Here is a 16,531-nt window from a genome sequence, read left to right as displayed (position 1 = left end):
CGCACACCGACCTGACCAAGCACTACTAGTGCCCCGGCAGGCAACGTTCGCCCCGTCGCGACGCCCGGTACGCCCTCTCGCCGCACCGGCCGGAAGCCCGAGTACATCCAGTACGAGGGCTTCCGGTCGGCGCTCCCCCAAGCTCTTCGAGCAGGGGGTACCCCCAGAGCACGCACCGGACGCCGCTCCTTGACGGGCAAACGCTGCCCGCCGGGGCACTAGTCGGTGACGCCCGCGTAGTCGGCGAGGGGGACGCTGCCGCTGTTGGCGATGGGTATCCCGGCCAGGTACGCCTCCGGCAGGTCGAAGGCGTCGACCAGCGTCATCATGTGCGGCGCGAGGCCGGCCATCACCCTGTCCAGGACGAGGGGCAGGGCGTGGATCTGCTCGATGCTCAAGTGGCCGTCCGCGAGCAGGTCACCGGTGTGCGGGCCGAGCTGGGTGAGCAGGAACAGCCGGCACAGGCCCTCCAGCAGGTCGCGGGCCCCGGTCTGCGCGGCCTGGTCCACCGCGTCGAGGTAGGCGTCGGCCGCGCGCACGGCGGCGTGCACCGACACCATCTCCAGGGCGGCCGAGGAGGCGTTGTTCCAGCGGCCGATCGGGTCCTTGGAGGGGCCCTGACGCAGCGACACGCGGGCCCGGGCCTGCCATATGGACTCCGCGCGGGCCAGCAGGTGGCGCAGGAAGCGGATGTCCGTCAGCTGGTCGGCGCGCCCCGCCGGGGTGGGCGGAGCATCCCGGTCGTCGGTGTCCCCGTGGAAGACCAGCTCGGCAGCCGCCTTCGCCCAGATCACCAGGTTGTCCCCCTCGGCGGTGACCGTCCCCTCGATGTAATCGGGGAAGCCGGCCAGGCCGTTGACCGCGAACAGCCCCTGCGCGCCGCACCGTTCACGGCACTCGGCCGCGATGGCGCGGGCCTGCCAGGTGATCCAGCCCTTGGCGACGGCCACTTGGCGCTCCACGTCCGCCCGGTCGGCTTGGGTGTGCCGGGCCCAGCGGGCGGTGACCGCCCGGTGCAGGAACGTCATGCCGTACGCCGTGGACAGCGCCTTCAGCAATCTGCTGTGGTGGGTGCGGTAGGAGTTGACGGAGATGCGGTCACCCGCCCGCGGGCCGCTGACGTGGCGGTGCTCGCCGTAGCGGACGGCGACGGACAGAGCGGCCCGGGAGGCCCCGACCGCCGCGGCGCTCATGCACAGCTTGCCCACGGTGACCCGCCCGATCGAGCACAGGAACCGCTTGCGGTGGTTGCCCAGCGTGCTGGTGAGGGTGCCGCTGTCGTCGAGCCGGCCGTGCTCCGCCTCCAGCAGGGCCTCCCGGGGCAGGCGCACCCGGTCGAAGGCGGTCAGGCAGTGGTCGACGGGCGCGCCGGGGCGGACGGGCAGCCGGCGGACCTTGACGCCCGGCAGCAGTCCCCGCTCGTCGCTGAGCGGGGTGAGGAAGAGGAAGACGCCCTGGTCCCGGCCGTCGGCGATGAGGCGGGCGGCGACCACGGCGGACTTCGGCCCGCCCGTGGTGCTGGTGTTGGGCATGAACTTCTGGGCGCCGGGGTGCGGGGTGTGCAGGACGAACTCCCCCGTGTCCGGGTCGAACTCGGCGGTGGTCTGCAGCGCGAAGCTGTCGTTGCCGTGTTCCAGCTCGGTACACAGAAACGTTCCGGTGCGCCGCATGGACGTGAACGGTGACAGGTCGCGTCTGCCGTCGTCGCCGTGGTCGAGGAGGCTGCCCAGGAACAGGTTGTAGTGGATGCTCGCGACCGTGCACAGGCCCCCGCCGCCGTCCACGATCGCGGCCCACTCGTGCAAGCCGGCCAGCAGCTGCGGATCGCGCGCCAGTCGCTCGGCGTCGCCCACGGTGTCGTTGACCAGGCGGAGGCGTTCGTAGGACTCGGTCACCTGCTCGGTGGGCGAGAGGCCCGCCCGGTGACGGAACGTTTCGTTGGCGATGAGCCGGCGCCAGGGGGCGTGGACGCGGTGGCGCTCGCCCTCCTGGTCGAAGAGCAGGCGGGCCAGCTCCTGAGCGGGTGTGAGGGCGGGTGGTGCGAAGCGGCCCGACGTCAGCTCCCCGATCAGGCGCGGGTCGTCCGAGGGGCGCTGCCCCGGGAGTACGACCCTGCTGCCTGACGCTGTGGAGTGTTCCTTGGGCTGGACTGTCAGAAGGACCATGGCCCTCTCCCCCGTAGTCGCAGATCCAGAAGACGTGGCTGTGCGGTGGCAAGAAGATACTGACCTACCGGTTTTCTTACAAGTCAAGGAAAAGCAAAGCGTGACCGGCCCGTTACGGATCTTCCAGTGGTTCTGCCTCGCCTTGTTAGCGGAATGCCCGATTCAGGAGGGGAGAGTTCCGGTATGTACAGCCGCCGCAAAGGGAGGGTTGGGATGAACAGAAACCGTCTCCAGGGTTTCTTTGGTCGACCGGCACTTTAGAAAGCGGCTCTATCGATGCATTCCGGGCATCTTGCGGGTCCCTTGATCCTCCCTTGAGTGGGTGAGAGGATACAAACCTGCCGGTTTCTTTTGAGTGCTCTTCCTGTAAGCGGAGGTGGGCGGTGGCGTTGCAAGAACGCGCGATCAGGACACGCCATTCGATCCTGGTCGCCGCCGCCGCGGTCTTCGCCGAGGTCGGGTACGAGGCGGCGACGATCTCGGAGATCCATCAGCGGGCCAACGTCACCAAGGGAGCGCTGTACTTCCACTTCTCCTCCAAGGAGGAGCTGGCACAGGAGGTGCTGGCCGACCAGCTCGGCTCCATGCCGCAGCCGGCCCCGCAGGAGCTGGCCCTCCAGGAGGGCCTGGACGCCACCTTCCTGCTCTCCCACATGCTCATGCTGGGTGATCCTCTGGTGCGCGGCAGCATCAGGCTCACCGTCGAGCAAGGGTCCCCGCAGGACGGCCTGGACCGGAAGATCCCGATGGCGGGCTGGATCGAGCACAATGTCGCGCTGCTGACCCGGGCCAAGGCGAACGGCGAAGTGCTGCCCCACGTCGACGTCCAGAACGCCGCGCGGGTGTTCGTGGCGGCCTTCACCGGGGCCCAGATCCTGTCGAAGATCATGACGGAGCATGCCGACCTCGCGGAAAGCGTGGCCTCCGTCGAGCGGCATCTGATGTCGAGCATCGCGGTACCGGCCGTGCTCATCCAGCTCGACATGGCGCCGGACCGCGGCGCCCGCGTGTATGAGCAGGCCATGAAACTGCGCCAGGAGGCCGAAGCACTGCTCGTCGACTGACGAAGGCCAAGGCCCCCGCCGGGCAACGGCAACCGGACGACCGGGGCCACGCGGCGCGGGCCGGGCGCGTACGGACACGTCGAAACACACACTGGGCAAGGCCCATTGGGGGGAGCGCCGATGACGACGACAGCATGTCCTTACGCCCTGGACGTGACGGGGCGAGACCTCGCCGCGGAGGCGGCGATGCTGCGGGGCCAGGGGCCCGCGGTGCAGGTGGAACTGCCGGGCGGAGTCCTCGCCTGGACGGTGGTGGCACAGGAGCACGTCAAGCGGCTGCTCACGGATCACCGTGTCTCCCGTGACGCCCGCAAGCACTGGCCCGCGTTCATCGCCGGCGAGATAACCCAGGAATGGCCGCTGTACCCGTGGGCGGCCAACGAGAACATGCTCTTCTCCTACGGGAAGGACCACGCCCGGCTGCGCCGGCTGATCGCCGGGGCCTTCACCGCGCGGCAGTCGCAGAACCAGCGGCCCAAGGTCGCGCGGATCGCGGCGGAACTCCTCGACGACCTGGCCCGCGTGCCGGCCGGAACTCCGGTCGACCTGCGCGCCTCCTACGCCGACCTGCTGCCGCTGCGAGTCATCTGCGAGCTGTACGGAGTCCCCCGGGGCGCCGCCACGGACGAACTGAGCGCCGCGTTGCACACGGTCTTCTGCAGCACCCTCACCGCCGAGGAGGTGGCCGCCGCGCGCCTGCGCGCCTACGAGCTGCTCGCCGAGCTGGTCAGGACCAAGCGCAAGGAGCCCGGCGACGATCTGACCACCTCGCTGATCGAGGCGCGGGACGAGGAGGACCGCCTCTCCGAGGACGAACTGCTCGGCACTCTCTTCATGATGATCGCCGCGGGTCAGGACACCACCTCCGTCCTGATCACCAACGCCGTCGCCGCGCTGCTGACGCAGCCCGAGCAGCTGGAGCACGTACGCGCCGGCCGTGCCGACTGGAGCGACGTCATCGACGAGACCATGCGTGTCCACACGCCCCCGGCGTTCGCGCCCCTGCGGTACGCCGTCGAGGACATCGACCTGGACGGAGTGCTGATCAAGAAGGGCGAGGCCATCATCGTCGCGTTCCACGGGGGAGGTCTGGAGCCGGAGCGGCACGGGCCGGACGCCGCCCGCTTCGACCTGCTGCGGGAGCGGCGCGGCGGCCACCTCGGCTTCGGCCACGGCACGCACCGGTGCCTGGGGGCCCCGCTCGCCGAGATCGAAGCCGGTGTCGCCTTCGCCGAACTCTTCGGGCGGTTCCCGGACCTGACCCTGGCCTGTGCGCCGGCCGACCTCCAGCCGATGCCCACCTTCATGCTCCACGGGTACCGCTCGCTGCCGGTGCTGCTCGGCCGCTGACGTCCGCCGCGGCAAACGCGCGTACCCGGGGCTCCGCCGCCTGCGGCAGGGCGGCGGAGTCACCCGGTCCGCCGCCCTGCGCCGCTGTCGTCAGGACACCCGGAACCGGGCCATCATGCCCATCGCGGCGTGGTCGGTCAGATGGCAGTGGTGGAGGTAGGTCCCGCGACAGGTGTCGAACGTCGCCTGGAGCCTCACCGTCTCGCCCGGCATCACCATCACGGTGTCCTTCGGGCCCGACTCGGCGGGCCCCGGCGGCAGCCCGTTGCGCTCCAGCACCCGGAACTGCACCAGGTGCAGTTGGGGATTGTGCGGGACCAGCTCGCCGGCGTTGGTGACCGTCCACACCTCGCTGGCGCCGTGGCGCACGAAGTCGTCGACGCGCTCGTGGTGGTAGGCCTTGCGGTTGACGTACGCCCCCGCGTCGCGGGCGCCGGTCTCGTCCATGCTCAGCACCACGGTCCGCTCGGCGGTGGGCGTGGGCAGCGGCGGCAGAGTGCGCAGCACGGCGGGGATCTCCGCTGGTGTCGGTGGCCGTGCGCACCACGTCGAAGCGCAGCACCTCGCCGAGCCGGTCGGCCGGCCCGCCGCTGAGGAGGGTGTTCTGCAGCATCAGCCCCGTGCCCATGGGGAGCGGGAGAAGTCGCCGACGGCAGCGGCGCGTTCACCGGGGGAGAGGGGCACGGCGTCGGTGGCGTACGGCTTCGGCGGCAGGCCGCCGTCGGAGCCGATCTGTACGATCTCCCCGCCGTCGGCCAGGCGCAGCCGCAGGGTGCGCAGGTTGGAGGAGGTCAGCAGGCGCAGCCGGTACTTGCGAGCGGCGATCTCGAAGTACGGGTAGGCCCGGCGGTTGGCCAGCGGCGCGGTGCGGCAGCGTGGTGCGGTTGCCGAAGTCGCCCATCACGTACACCAGTTGGCCGCTGTCGTCGAAGCGGGCGTCGCGGATGGCGAGGGGGACGTCGTACGGCCCCGCGGGCAGCGGCAGTGCCTGCTCGACGGCGTCGGTGATCAGCCAGGTGCAGGCCGGGCCGCGGTAGACGTGCTCGGCCTCCACGTGATCCGGCAGCGGTCGACGCCGTCGGCCGTGGAGTGGGGGACGAGCTTCTTCGGCAGGGGCAGGGGCAGGGGCAGGGGCAGGGGCAGGGGGAGGCGGAACTTCTCCACGGCGGGCGCGGCGGCGACGACCTGCGTGGCGGGCAGGTCCTCGCCGCGCAGCAGCGGTGTGAGGGCGGCTGCGGTGAAGGCGGCGGACCCCGCCGCGGTGCGGCCTGCGGTCAGTACCGAACGGGCGAGTGGCCATGCTCCTCCTTGCCGACAAGCCGCGTCGGGGAGGGCGGGGGCGCGCGGCGGTGCCGACTTCAGCACCGACCTCAAGCGGTGCTGGTTGGCGGGAGGAGGTCCGCTTGCCGGGGCGGCCCGGCCGCCTTCTCCTGCCCGGCCGTGGCTTTCGCGCATCGGCGCAGGTCACCGGATTTCCCCGCCCGGTGGCCCCGCGCCGGGCCGGTGTGGGCGGCCCGGCCGGTGGTGCGGCGGCCGGCCGACGTTTCTCGACCGGGCCGAAAGCGGCTCTTGAGCGGGGTGGCCGACGGTTGCGGAGAGTTTCGACGAAGGGGGAGTCGGCCGGATGAGCAGCACGGACGCCGTACTTAGAGTGGAGCGGGGCCGGGCCACGCCGGAAGAGCTGGCCGCGGTCACCGTCGTGCTGGTCTCGCTGCTGGCCGCACAGGGCCCGGACACCGACTCCGAGCAGACGCCCGAATTCCCGTTGTGGAGCCCTGAACGGGCCCTCGAGGCGTACCGCTCTCCCTACAACTGGCAGTAGACCCAGGGGGTTCCTGCCCTGGTACATTCGTGTGCGTGCCACCAACAAACCGTCGCAACGGTTTGTTGCCCGTGTAGGGACATCGCCGGCCGCACCGCGAGGAGGGAGTTGTCCAGTGACGGTCATCAATGACAATCCTCGGGTCTCCGCGGAGTCGGCGACCACGCGCGAGCGTGTGGCCGAGCTGGGGATGGTGCGGGCGGAGGCGCTGGCCGGGCCGAGCGAGAAGGCGACGGCGGCGCAGCACGCCAAGGGCAAGCTGACGGCGCGTGAGCGGATCGAGCTGCTGGTGGATCCGGGCTCGTTCCGGGAGGTCGAGCAGTTGCGCCGGCACCGGGCGACCGGGTTCGGCCTGGAGGCGAAGAAGCCGTACACGGACGGTGTGATCACCGGCTGGGGCACGGTGGAGGGCCGGACGGTCTTCGTCTACGCGCACGACTTCCGGATCTTCGGCGGTGCGCTGGGCGAGGCCCACGCCACGAAGATCCACAAGATCATGGACATGGCCATCGCGGCCGGTGCGCCGCTGGTGTCGCTGAACGACGGTGCCGGCGCCCGTATCCAGGAGGGTGTCAGCGCGCTCGCCGGTTACGGCGGCATCTTCCAGCGCAACACCAAGGCGTCCGGTGTCATCCCGCAGATCAGCGTGATGCTCGGCCCGTGCGCCGGTGGTGCGGCCTACAGCCCGGCCCTCACGGACTTCGTGTTCATGGTCCGCGAGACCTCACAGATGTTCATCACCGGCCCGGACGTGGTCAAGGCCGTCACCGGCGAGGAGATCACCCAGAACGGGCTGGGCGGCGCCGACGTGCACGCCGAGACCTCCGGCGTGTGCCACTTCGCCTACGACGACGAGGAGACGTGCATCGCCGAGGTGCGCTACCTCCTGTCGCTGCTGCCGCAGAACAACCGCGCCTTCCCGCCCTGCGTGCCGTGCACCGACCCCCAGAGCAGGCGGTCCGAGGTGCTGCTGGACCTGGTGCCGGCGGACGGCAACCGGCCGTACGACATGGCGAAGGTCATCGAGGAGCTCGTCGACGACGGCGAGTACCTGGAGGTCCACGAGCGCTGGGCCCGCAACATCATCTGCGCGCTGGCCCGCCTGGGCGGCCAGGTGGTCGGCATCGTCGCCAACCAGCCGCAGAGCCTCGCAGGTGTGCTGGACATAGAGGCCAGCGAGAAGGGCGCGCGCTTCGTGCAGATGTGCGACGCCTTCAACATCCCGATCGTCACCCTCCTCGACGTGCCGGGCTTCCTGCCGGGCGTCGACCAGGAGCACGGCGGCATCATCCGGCACGGCGCCAAGCTGCTCTACGCCTACTGCAACGCGACCGTGCCCCGGATCTCCCTGATCCTGCGCAAGGCGTACGGAGGTGCGTACATCGTCATGGACTCCCAGTCCATCGGCGCCGACCTCACCTACGCCTGGCCGACCAATGAGATCGCCGTGATGGGCGCCGAGGGCGCCGCCAACGTCATCTTCCGCCGCCAGATCGCCGAGGCCGACGACCCGGACGCCACGCGGGAGCGCATGGTCAAGGAGTACAAGGCCGAGCTGATGCACCCCTACTACGCGGCCGAGCGCGGCCTCGTGGACGACGTCATCGACCCCGCCGAAACGCGTGAGGTGCTCATCCGGTCCCTGACGATGCTCCGCACCAAGCAGGCCGACGTACCTTCGCGCAAGCACGGTAACCCCCCACAGTAACGGAGCAGTCGATGATCAAGCAGGAACGTGCGGTGCGCACACGTGAAGCCCTGATCCGGGCGGCGGCCGAGTCGTTCGACCAGGACGGCTTCACGGTCGCCTCGCTCACCCGGATCAGTTCACGGGCCGGGGTGAGCAGCGGCGCACTGCACTTCCACTTCGCCAGCAAGGCGGCACTGGCGGACGCCGTCGAGGAGGCGGCCGTGGTGGTGCTGCGGGCCCTCACTCACGACGCCGGCCGCCCCGGGAGCAGTCGGCTCCAGCACCTCGTCGACGCCACGCACCGGCTGGCCGAGGCCCTGCGCGACGACGTGGTGCTGCGCGCGGGGTTCGAGCTCAGCGGCGAGGCCGCCCGGGTGCCGCGCACCGATCTGCGGGTGTCCTGGCGCGACCGGGTCGAGCGGCAGGCGCGGCGCTGCGAGGAGAACGGTGAGCTGCGCGAGGACGTGACGGTGGGACGGGTCGTCTCCGCCGTGGTGGCGGCGACGGTGGGGTTCGAGGTTCTCGGGGTCAGGAACAGGGCGTGGCTGGCCCCGGGCACGATCGCGGAGTTCTGGCGGCTGCTGCTGCCCACGCTGGCGTCCGACGCCGTGGTCGCCCGTATCCGGCCCGAGGGGACCCTCCGGTCTGCGGGCTAGCTGCCCATACAGGAGACCTTACTAGACCACCCGGTATTTTTCACCGCCTCTCTGAAGGCCGATTCCCTGTGTCTCGCGCGTCCAGGAGCGGCTGTGGGCGCCCCCGCCCCTGCGGACGCATGCAGGAGGGCGGGGGCCACACGTGTTTTCGGCGCCTGGATCCGGCCGTCCGATGGCTCCTTGTTTTCCATGCTCAGCGCCCTGCGCGAGCGGAATCCGGGACCGGCCTGGAGATTTTTGCTGTTCAGCTGAAGGGTGGACGAACCTTCGTTCGAGGATCGTCTGGCTGGATATCGTCGCTCAAGCAATCTTGTGATAGTCCTGTGTTGACAAACCGACTGCACCGTTTTTTTATCAAGGGGTCGAATGACAAGCAGGGCACCGGACCGTAGCGGGCGGCAGCGCGTAGGCCAAGCGCCGGTCTCCAGGCTGAACTCGTGGGGGACAATGTGGACATCGAAGTGCTGGGCGCGCTGTCGGTGCGCGAGAACGGGGTGTCGATCGTGCCGACAGCCCCCAAGCCCAGGCAGGTCCTGGCCCTGCTGGCCCTCCAGGCCGACCATGTGGTCCCCGTGGCCTCGCTGGTGGAGGAACTATGGGGGAGCAGACCGCCCCGCAGCGCGCGCACCACACTCCAGACGTACGTACTCCAGCTGCGGGAGCTGCTCGCCGAGGCGCTCGCCCACGGCGAGAACGAGCGGTGCAGCCCCAAGGACATCCTCGCCACCGTCCCCGGCGGCTACCGCCTGGACACCCGGTCCGGAAGCATTGACTTCCGCGAGTTCGAGCGCCAGGCGGGCGCCGGTTACCGGGCCATGGACGCCGAGGACTACCCCGGGGCGGCCCGCCGCCTGGCCGACGCACTGTCGCTGTGGACGGGACCGGCGCTCACCGACATCCAGGCCGGCAGCCGCGTCGACATGGAAGTCAAGCGGCTGGAGGAGGCCCGGCTGTGCGTGCTCGACCAGCGAATCGAGGCCGATCTGCGGCTGGGGCGCCATCGTGAGCTGCTGCCGGAACTGACCGTGCTGGTCAACCGGCACCGGATGCACGAGAGCCTGCACGGGCAGTTCATGCTGGCGCTGCACCGGTCGGGGCGGCGCGGCGAGGCGCTCGACGTCTACCAGCGGCTGCGCACCACGCTCGTCTCCGAGCTGGGCCTGGAGCCTTCCGCCGCCCTCAGCCGACTCCAGCGCTCGATCCTCATGGCCCGCTCCGACGTCCCCCCGGCCGCGACCCCGGCTCCGGCCGCGACCCCGACCCCGGCCCCGGCCCCGGCCTCCCCGGGCGCCACCGGCCGCCGACTCGTCGCCCGTACGAACTGACCGCGCGGCACGCTACGTGGACGGCGTCCGGCAGCGGACCGGTCCGGGGGTGTCGCCGTGCGCGCGAGGGCGCCGGACGTATGCGGTGCCGCAGCGCGGGGCGACGGTCTGGGGGCGGTTGGCGGTCTGCGGCAGGCCGGGGGTGATGGTCGGCGGCGGGTTGACGGTCGGCGCCGGTGCGGGCGGCCGCTGATCGGCGGTCAGCGGTGGGCCGACATGCGGCGGCCGGTGCCACCCGGGCGGCACCGGTCGGTTGGCGGTCGGTGGTCGGGGCATCGGCGGTCGGCGACTGGTCTGGGAACAGCAGCCCGGCGGCGGGTGCTGGGCAGCAGCGCGAAGGGGCCAGTGACTTCCGTCACTGGCCCCTTCGCGCTGCTGTGCCGCCGTCGGCGGCGGCGTCGCCGACGATCGGCAGCCCGGCGGCCGGACGGCGGTCAGCGGCCGGTCGGCGGCCGGGGCGCCCGGCGGCGGGGTGCTGGTGGGCTGTGGCGGGTCATGGCATTGCCCGTAGTACCAGCGCCGAGTTGAAGCCGCCTCGGCCTCGGGCCAGCACCAGGGCTGTGTGCAGGCGGGGCAGGGGGCGAGGGGTTCCGGTGACCAGGTCCAGGGTGTGTTCGGGAGCAGGGCGGGGGGTTGCCGTCGTGGGAGGGATCAGCCGGTGGCGCAGGGCCAGCAGGGCCGCTGCCACGTCCAGGGAGGAGCCGCCCGCGCCCAGGCGGCCGGTCATCGACTTCGGGGCCGTCACCGGGACGCCGTAGGGGCCGAACAGGGTGCGCAGGGCCGTGCTCTCCTGGCGGTCCGCGACCAGGCCCGCCGCTGCGTCCGCGAAGACCACGTCGACCTCGTCCGCGGTGATCCCGGCGTCGCGCAGGGCGAGTTCGGCGGCCTCCCCCAGGCGGGGCCGGTCCGGGCCGTCGAAGGTCGCCGCGCAGCCGGCGGCGATTCCGTAGCCGCGGGCCCCGCGCCGGGCGGCCGACTCGGCGTCCTCCAGGACCAGCAGGGCACCGCCCTCACCCACCACATGGCCGTCGGCGGCCGCGTCGAACGGCCGGTAGGCGCGGGCCGGGTCGGCGGTCCGGCTCATCCGGCCGTCCGCCAGGTGCGCGGCCCAGCCCCAGGGGCACAGCGTCGAGTCGACCCCGCCGGTGACCATCAGGCTCGCCCCGGCGCGCAGCCGCCGCCGCGCGCGGGCGAGGGCGTCGATGCCGCCCGCCTGCCCGCTGACGACGGTGGAGCCCGTGCCGCGCAGCCGGTGCCGGATGGAGATCTGCGCGGTGCTCGCCGCGTGGAACCAGGCGGCGGACTGGTAGGCGCTGACGTACCGAGGGCCCTTGCACCACAGCGCCGCGAGCCCGCGCTGCCCGAACTCGACGCCGCCCGCCGAACTCGCGGTGATCACACCCGCCCCGTGTTCCGGCAGTCCGGCCGGGTCCACGGCCGCGTCCGCCAGGGCCTCCTCGGCGACGGCGAGGGCGATGCGCGTGACCCGGTCGGTCGCGGGCAGCAGCCTGCTCTGGACGTGCTCCTCGTCGACGAAACCGAGCAGTTCGCCGCCGATGCGCACCGGATAGCCCGAGGCGTCGAAGCGAGTGAGGGGCCCGATGCCGCTTCGGCCCTCCAGCAGCGCCTGCCACCAGGCGCCCGCGCCCAGGCCGTTGGGCGCCGCGACCCCGATACCGGTGATCACGGCCTGCCGTGTCGGTTCCGTGGGTGCCGTCATGCCGCCGCCCTCAGCCGCGGCCGTGTGAGCACCATGGCACTGTGGAACCCGCCGAACCCGCTGGCCACGCTCAGCACCGTGCTGGTGCGCTGCTCCCGGGCGACCAGCGGGGTGTAGTCGAGGTCGCAGACCGGGTCGGGCTCGTGCAGATTGGCCGTCGGCGGCACCGTGTCGTGCTGGATGGCCAGGCAACTGGCCACCAGGTCCAGGGCGCCGGCCGCGCCGAGCGCGTGCCCGATCATCGACTTGATGGAACTGACCGGGATCCGGCGGGCGTGCTCGCCCAGGCTCGCCTTGAACGCGTGCGTCTCGTGCCGGTCGTTGTGCCGGGTGCCTGCGCCGTGGGCGTTGATGTAGTCGACGTCGACCGGGTTCAGCCGTGCCTCGTCCAGCGCGGCCCGGATCGTCTCGGCCATCTCCTGCCCGTCCGGCCGCAGCCCCGTCATGTGGTGCGCGCTGCTCAGGGCGGCGAAGCCGGACAACTCGGCGTAGGAGCGAGCACCGCGCCGGCGCGCATGCTCGAACTCCTCCAGGACCACCACGGCCGCGCCCTCGCCGAGCACGAAGCCGTCCCGGGTGCGGTCGTAGGGCCGGCTGGCGGTCTGCGGCTCGTCGTTGCGCGGGCTGGTGAGCCGGATACGGTCGAAGCAGGCCATGGCGATCGGCGAGATCGGCGCCTCCGCACCACCGGCGACCACCACGTCGGCGCTGCCCTCCCGGACCAGCTCCCAGCCGTGCCCGACCGCGTCCAGGCCCGAGGTGCAGCCGCTGGACACCAGACCCACCGGACCCTGCGCACCGCAGTCCCGCGCCACCTCGGCCGCGAGCGACGAGGGCACGAAGTAGTCGTACAGGCAGTCCGCGGCCCGGGTGTGGTCCACCGCCCAGGCCTTGCCGCAGTCGCTGAGCAGGGCGTACTGAGTGGCCAGCCCCGTGGTGCAGCCGATGGCGCTGCCCAGGCTCACCCCGCGGCGCAGCGGGTCGCCCGCGCCGTCCAGTCCGCTGTCGGCGAGCGCCTCACGGGCGCTGACGAGCGCGAACTGCGCCACCCGGTCCAGGCGTTCGCCGTCGGCCGGGGTGAAGCCGTGCGCGGCGGCGTCGAAGTCGACCTCGGCGGCGATGCGCGAGCGGTGGGGCGAGGAGTCGAACAGGGTGATCCGGCGGGTGGCGGTACGGCCGGAGGTCAGCAGGGACCAGAAGGGGCCGGTGCCCACCGCCCCCGGTGCGACGACCCCGACTCCGGTGATCACGACGCGTCTCATCGGCTGCTCTCCGGTGCTCCGACGCCCACCAGGTCCCGGCACGCCCGCCCGACGAGCCGCGGCAACTGCGCGGAACCGGCGAAGAAGTGGTCCCCGGCGACGGTGTGCCGCACGATCGGCCCGCTGGCCCACTGCTGCCAGTGCTGCAACGAGTTGGGCGCCGCAAGCGGGTCGTCGCTGCCCGCGAAGACCAGCACCGGGCACCTGACGGGCCCGCCGGTGGCCGGGTCCAGCGCCGCCTCGCGCAGGGACCGGGCCAGCCGCAGGTCGTCGCGGAGCACGGGCAGCACGCTGCGCCGCCACAGCCCGCCGGGGGAGGCGGTGGCGCCCCGGGGCAGCGAGCCCAGGTCTCCCAGCAGCGGCAGCAGTTCCTCGTCGGGCAGGTCGGCAGCGCCCACCAGGGCGGTCGCCACGTGCGGCGGCAGACAGGCGCCCAGTGCGAGGAACAGCGGTGCGGGAGCGCCGGCGTCCTCCAGCGCCCGGGTGAGCGTGTAGGCGACGAGCGCGCCCAGGCTGTGCCCGTACAGCGCGTACAGGCCCTCCTCGGCGGCCTTCAGCAGGGTCGGCAGCAGGTCGGCCAGCAGACCGGCGCGGTCGGTGACCCGGGTCTCACGCCGGCGGCTGTCGCGGCCGGGCAACGGCAGAGCCACCACGTCGACGACCGGTCCGACCGCCGCCGGCCAGCGCCGGTAACTGGCCACGCCCGCCCCCGCATGGGCGAGGCAGTGCAGCCTGACCGGTCTTCCGCCCGCTTTCTCGACCTCCGTCCGGGAAGCCATCAGTCGCCCTCCTCCTGGCACGTCCTGCTCGAGCGCCGTCCTGGTGCCGGGTGGCGACAGCGCCGCACACCGGGTGACACGAGCTAAGCAACCCCTGCTCGGGCGGCGCTCGACTCGCCGCGTACGGCGTCCCGGCGGCGAGGGCCGCCACCGCGCTCCCGGGGCGTCGGCCCGGCTAGGCGGCGTACAGGTCGAACGTCGACGTACGGCGGGGGCCCGCGATGATGTCCAGCCGCGGGTCGACCGCCAGCATCGCCTGGTGCATGCGCTGCAACTGCGGCGAGGGCTCGACGCCCAGCTCGTCGATCAGCCGCTGCCGCAGCCGGCGGTAGACGTCCAGCGCGGCGGCCTGCCGGCCGGAGCGGTACAGCGCCACCATCGCCTGGGAGTGCAGTCCCTCGTGCTGGGGGTGACGGGCGATCAGGTCGGTCAGCTCGGCGATCAGTTCGACGTGCCGGCCCAGCCGCAGATCGGCGTCGATACGGCGCTCCTGGGCGACCAGGCGGCTCTGTTCCAGCCGCATCACCTCGATCTCCAGCACCGGCCCGACGCGTACGTCGACCAGCGCGGGCCCCTCCCACAGGTCGAGCGCCTCGCGCAGCAGGGAGGCCGCGCGGGCGTCCTCACCGTCCTCGAAGGCCTGCCGGCCCTCGGTGAGCAGACGTTCGTAGCGGAAGACGTCGACCGCCTCGGAAGGGATCTGGAGCAGGTAGCCGCCGTAGCGGGTGGCGAGCACGTCCTTGGCCGAACCCGGCGCGTCCGGGCCCATGGCGGTGCCCAGCATGCGGCGCAGCTGGAGGATGTACGTCTGGAGCGTGGTCAGGGAACTCTGCGGCAGGTCCGTGCCCCAGATCTCCTCCATGAGGGTGGGCACCGGCACGACCCGGCCGGGATACAGGGCGAGCAGTGCCAGGACCTGGCGGGGTTTTCCCGCGGTCGGCACGATCGATATTCCGTTGACTTCGGCATTCAACGCACCCAGGACATTTATGTTCATGATTCCCTCCGTGCCGAGATGGCGGCCGTCGGACCAGAGTGCTGATCGAGTCCTCAGATACTGTCGCTTCGCGGTTTCCTGGGTCATTTACACGGGCCGATCGCTAGGCAGGCCATAACCATTGCAGACTGGCACCCCAGATTCGTTCGAGTATGTCTTGAGCCGCCTTCGGATCCGGGCTCTGACGGGTCGCTGACACCGGGCTGACAAAACACCCGCCCACCATGGCAAAGCCGGGAAAAGGCTCCCGCCGGGCGGCGGCCGCTGTTAGTTTCCGGCCATGGAGACAGAATCTGCGCGTGCGGTCCTCGCTCCCGGCGCGGACCCGATCACCCGCGGGCTGCTGGTCCGTCTGAGGGCGTCAGCGGCCTATGGAGAACCGGACGGGGAAGCCGGGCGGCAGGGTTCGGGCAGGGAAGGCTTCCTGCCGGAACTGCCGGATTCCCAGCTGCTGGGCGTGCTCAGTGCCTATCACCGGCGCCTCTGCCGGGTGGAGTTCTCGGAATCGACGGACCGGGCAGCCTGAAAAACCCTCGAGAAACCCTTGAGGCGCTGTCCGTGCGGACCTGCGGAATGCTGGGGAATGCAGCATTCCAAAATGGTGGACACTACCGTGCGCCGGGGAAGCGGTCTCGTCGAAGTTCCCGGTGAGGGCGAGATGGAGTTCAGGATTCTGGGTCCGGTCCAGATCTACGACGACGGCGCGGAGGTGTCCGTGCCCACGGGCGCCAAGCAGCGGGCCCTGCTGGGCGCACTGGTGGTGAAGGCCGGGCAGGTCGTGCCCGCGGAACGGCTCGTCGACGAGCTGTGGGCCGAACGTCCGCCGGCCCGGGCCGCCAACGCCCTGCAGGCCCATGTGGCCCGGCTGCGCCGCCTGCTGCCCCAGCCGATGCCCGGCTCCGGCGAACCCCACCACGAGTGGCTGGTGACCCGCCCCCTGGGCTATGTGCTGCGCCTCGGCCGCGCCCCCACCGACGCCCAGCGCTTCCACCGCCTGGTCACCGAGGGGCGCGCCCTGGCGGCCGCCGACCCGGGACGCGCGGTGGACGTGCTGCGCGAAGGGCTCGCCCTGTGGCGCGGCCCCGCCCTGGAGGGCTGCGGCCGCGGCACCATCTGCTCGACCGAGGCCGCCCTGCTGGAGGAGAGTCGGCTGGTCGCCCTGGAGACGCTGTACGACGCCTGCCTGCGGGCGGGCCTGGCCCAGGAGATCACCGGCGAACTGGAGAAACTGACGACCGCTCATCCGCTGCGGGAGCGGTTCTACGAGTTGCTGATGACTGCGCTGTACCGCAGCGGCCGGCAGGCCGAGGCGCTCGGCACGTACGAGCGGGTCCGCCGCAGACTCGTCCACGACCTGGGCATCGAACCGGGCCCGGTGCTGCGCAGCCGGATGGAGGCGATCCTGCACCACGGGCTTCCCGGGCCGCCCCCGCAACCCGCGGCGTCCGGCTCCGCCGTACGGCTGCTGCCTCCCGCCGACGGGCATCCGGGCCCCGGGACCGGGGAGGCGGCCCGGCTCCCGGGGCCGCTGCACGACGAGATCGCCTGGCTGCGGCACCGGCTGGAGCGACTCGCCCGCGAACAGCGGGACCTGGCCGACCGCCTCGACCGACTCACCGCCCGCGACGTGGCAGGACTGTGACCGGGCTCAGGCGGTCCGGGGCCCGCGGAGCCAGGGCCGTGGCAGAGCTGGGACCCGGG

At 72.0% G+C, this 16,531-nt stretch carries 15 protein-coding genes; 8 read left to right on the top strand and 7 right to left on the bottom strand.

Annotated features, from left to right (window positions below; genetic code table 11):
* Positions 1-218 precede the first annotated feature (218 nt).
* Complete coding sequence (locus AOQ53_RS12925; RefSeq protein ID WP_078945285.1) at positions 219-2,165, bottom strand: acyl-CoA dehydrogenase family protein; 1,947 nt, start codon at positions 2,163-2,165, stop codon at positions 219-221.
* A 383-nt stretch (positions 2,166-2,548) separates the two neighbouring features.
* Here AOQ53_RS12925 and AOQ53_RS12920 point away from each other — a divergent pair, with 383 nt between their 5' ends.
* Both AOQ53_RS12920 and AOQ53_RS12915 read left to right on the top strand, forming a co-directional pair.
* Complete coding sequence (locus tag AOQ53_RS12920; RefSeq protein ID WP_059417176.1) at positions 2,549-3,229, top strand: ScbR family autoregulator-binding transcription factor; 681 nt, start codon at positions 2,549-2,551, stop codon at positions 3,227-3,229.
* 120 nt (positions 3,230-3,349) lie between these two features.
* The gene (locus AOQ53_RS12915; protein WP_059417175.1) at positions 3,350-4,579 is read left to right on the top strand and encodes a cytochrome P450 family protein; all 1,230 of its coding nucleotides are present in this window, start codon (positions 3,350-3,352) and stop codon (positions 4,577-4,579) included.
* Between the two features lie 90 nt (positions 4,580-4,669).
* On the opposite strand, the gene AOQ53_RS46135 is transcribed toward AOQ53_RS12915, so the two are convergent.
* Positions 4,670-5,086, bottom strand: a complete 417-nt coding sequence (locus AOQ53_RS46135) for a multicopper oxidase domain-containing protein (protein ID WP_059417174.1) — start codon at positions 5,084-5,086, stop codon at positions 4,670-4,672.
* A gap of 501 nt (positions 5,087-5,587) precedes the next feature.
* Entirely contained in the window at positions 5,588-5,953 is a 366-nt protein-coding gene (locus AOQ53_RS46130) for a hypothetical protein (protein WP_236711680.1), read from the bottom strand.
* 250 nt (positions 5,954-6,203) lie between these two features.
* On the opposite strand from AOQ53_RS46130, the gene AOQ53_RS12900 reads away from it, so the two are divergent.
* From AOQ53_RS12900 to AOQ53_RS12885, 4 genes are all read left to right on the top strand, one after another.
* Positions 6,204-6,401 (top strand): acyl-CoA carboxylase subunit epsilon, encoded by a 198-nt coding sequence (locus tag AOQ53_RS12900; protein WP_059417172.1) that lies wholly within the window; start codon positions 6,204-6,206, stop codon positions 6,399-6,401.
* A 190-nt stretch (positions 6,402-6,591) separates the two neighbouring features.
* Positions 6,592-8,109, top strand: a complete 1,518-nt coding sequence (locus AOQ53_RS12895; RefSeq protein WP_408055159.1) for an acyl-CoA carboxylase subunit beta — start codon at positions 6,592-6,594, stop codon at positions 8,107-8,109.
* 32 nt (positions 8,110-8,141) lie between these two features.
* On the top strand, positions 8,142-8,747 hold the full coding sequence (locus AOQ53_RS12890; RefSeq protein WP_236711679.1) for a ScbR family autoregulator-binding transcription factor: 606 nt from the start codon (positions 8,142-8,144) through the stop codon (positions 8,745-8,747).
* A gap of 449 nt (positions 8,748-9,196) precedes the next feature.
* Positions 9,197-10,072: an AfsR/SARP family transcriptional regulator gene (locus AOQ53_RS12885; protein WP_059417169.1), complete on the top strand. Its 876-nt coding sequence runs from the start codon at positions 9,197-9,199 to the stop codon at positions 10,070-10,072.
* A 493-nt stretch (positions 10,073-10,565) separates the two neighbouring features.
* On the opposite strand, the gene AOQ53_RS12880 is transcribed toward AOQ53_RS12885, so the two are convergent.
* The 4 genes from AOQ53_RS12880 to AOQ53_RS12865 all read right to left on the bottom strand — a co-directional run bounded on the left by AOQ53_RS12880 (position 10,566) and on the right by AOQ53_RS12865 (position 14,830).
* Positions 10,566-11,792, bottom strand: a complete 1,227-nt coding sequence (locus AOQ53_RS12880) for a beta-ketoacyl synthase N-terminal-like domain-containing protein (protein ID WP_059417168.1) — start codon at positions 11,790-11,792, stop codon at positions 10,566-10,568.
* A complete protein-coding gene (locus AOQ53_RS12875; RefSeq protein ID WP_059417167.1) occupies positions 11,789-13,054 on the bottom strand; it encodes a beta-ketoacyl-[acyl-carrier-protein] synthase family protein in 1,266 nt (421 codons plus the stop codon). The genes AOQ53_RS12880 and AOQ53_RS12875 overlap by 4 nt, the downstream gene beginning before the upstream one ends.
* Positions 13,051-13,833, bottom strand: coding sequence for a thioesterase II family protein (locus AOQ53_RS12870; protein WP_059417166.1), 783 nt, complete (start codon positions 13,831-13,833; stop codon positions 13,051-13,053). Before AOQ53_RS12870 ends, AOQ53_RS12875 begins: the two co-directional genes overlap by 4 nt.
* A 175-nt stretch (positions 13,834-14,008) precedes the next feature.
* On the bottom strand, positions 14,009-14,830 hold the full coding sequence (locus tag AOQ53_RS12865) for an AfsR/SARP family transcriptional regulator (protein WP_059417165.1): 822 nt from the start codon (positions 14,828-14,830) through the stop codon (positions 14,009-14,011).
* A gap of 280 nt (positions 14,831-15,110) precedes the next feature.
* Between AOQ53_RS12865 and AOQ53_RS44130 the strand changes: the two genes are divergently transcribed.
* Both AOQ53_RS44130 and AOQ53_RS12860 read left to right on the top strand, forming a co-directional pair.
* Positions 15,111-15,356, top strand: a complete 246-nt coding sequence (locus AOQ53_RS44130) for a hypothetical protein (RefSeq protein ID WP_148640317.1) — start codon at positions 15,111-15,113, stop codon at positions 15,354-15,356.
* Positions 15,357-15,428: 72 nt separating this feature from the next.
* Entirely contained in the window at positions 15,429-16,472 is a 1,044-nt protein-coding gene (locus AOQ53_RS12860) for an AfsR/SARP family transcriptional regulator (protein ID WP_236711678.1), read from the top strand.
* The last annotated feature ends 59 nt before the right edge of the window (positions 16,473-16,531 follow it).

It is taken from the genome of Streptomyces azureus, assembly GCF_001270025.1.
Classification (GTDB): Bacteria; Actinomycetota; Actinomycetes; order Streptomycetales; family Streptomycetaceae; genus Streptomyces; species Streptomyces azureus.
The sequence above is the reverse complement of the archived record's forward strand: the minus strand, read 5'-3'. Positions and strand labels throughout refer to the sequence as shown.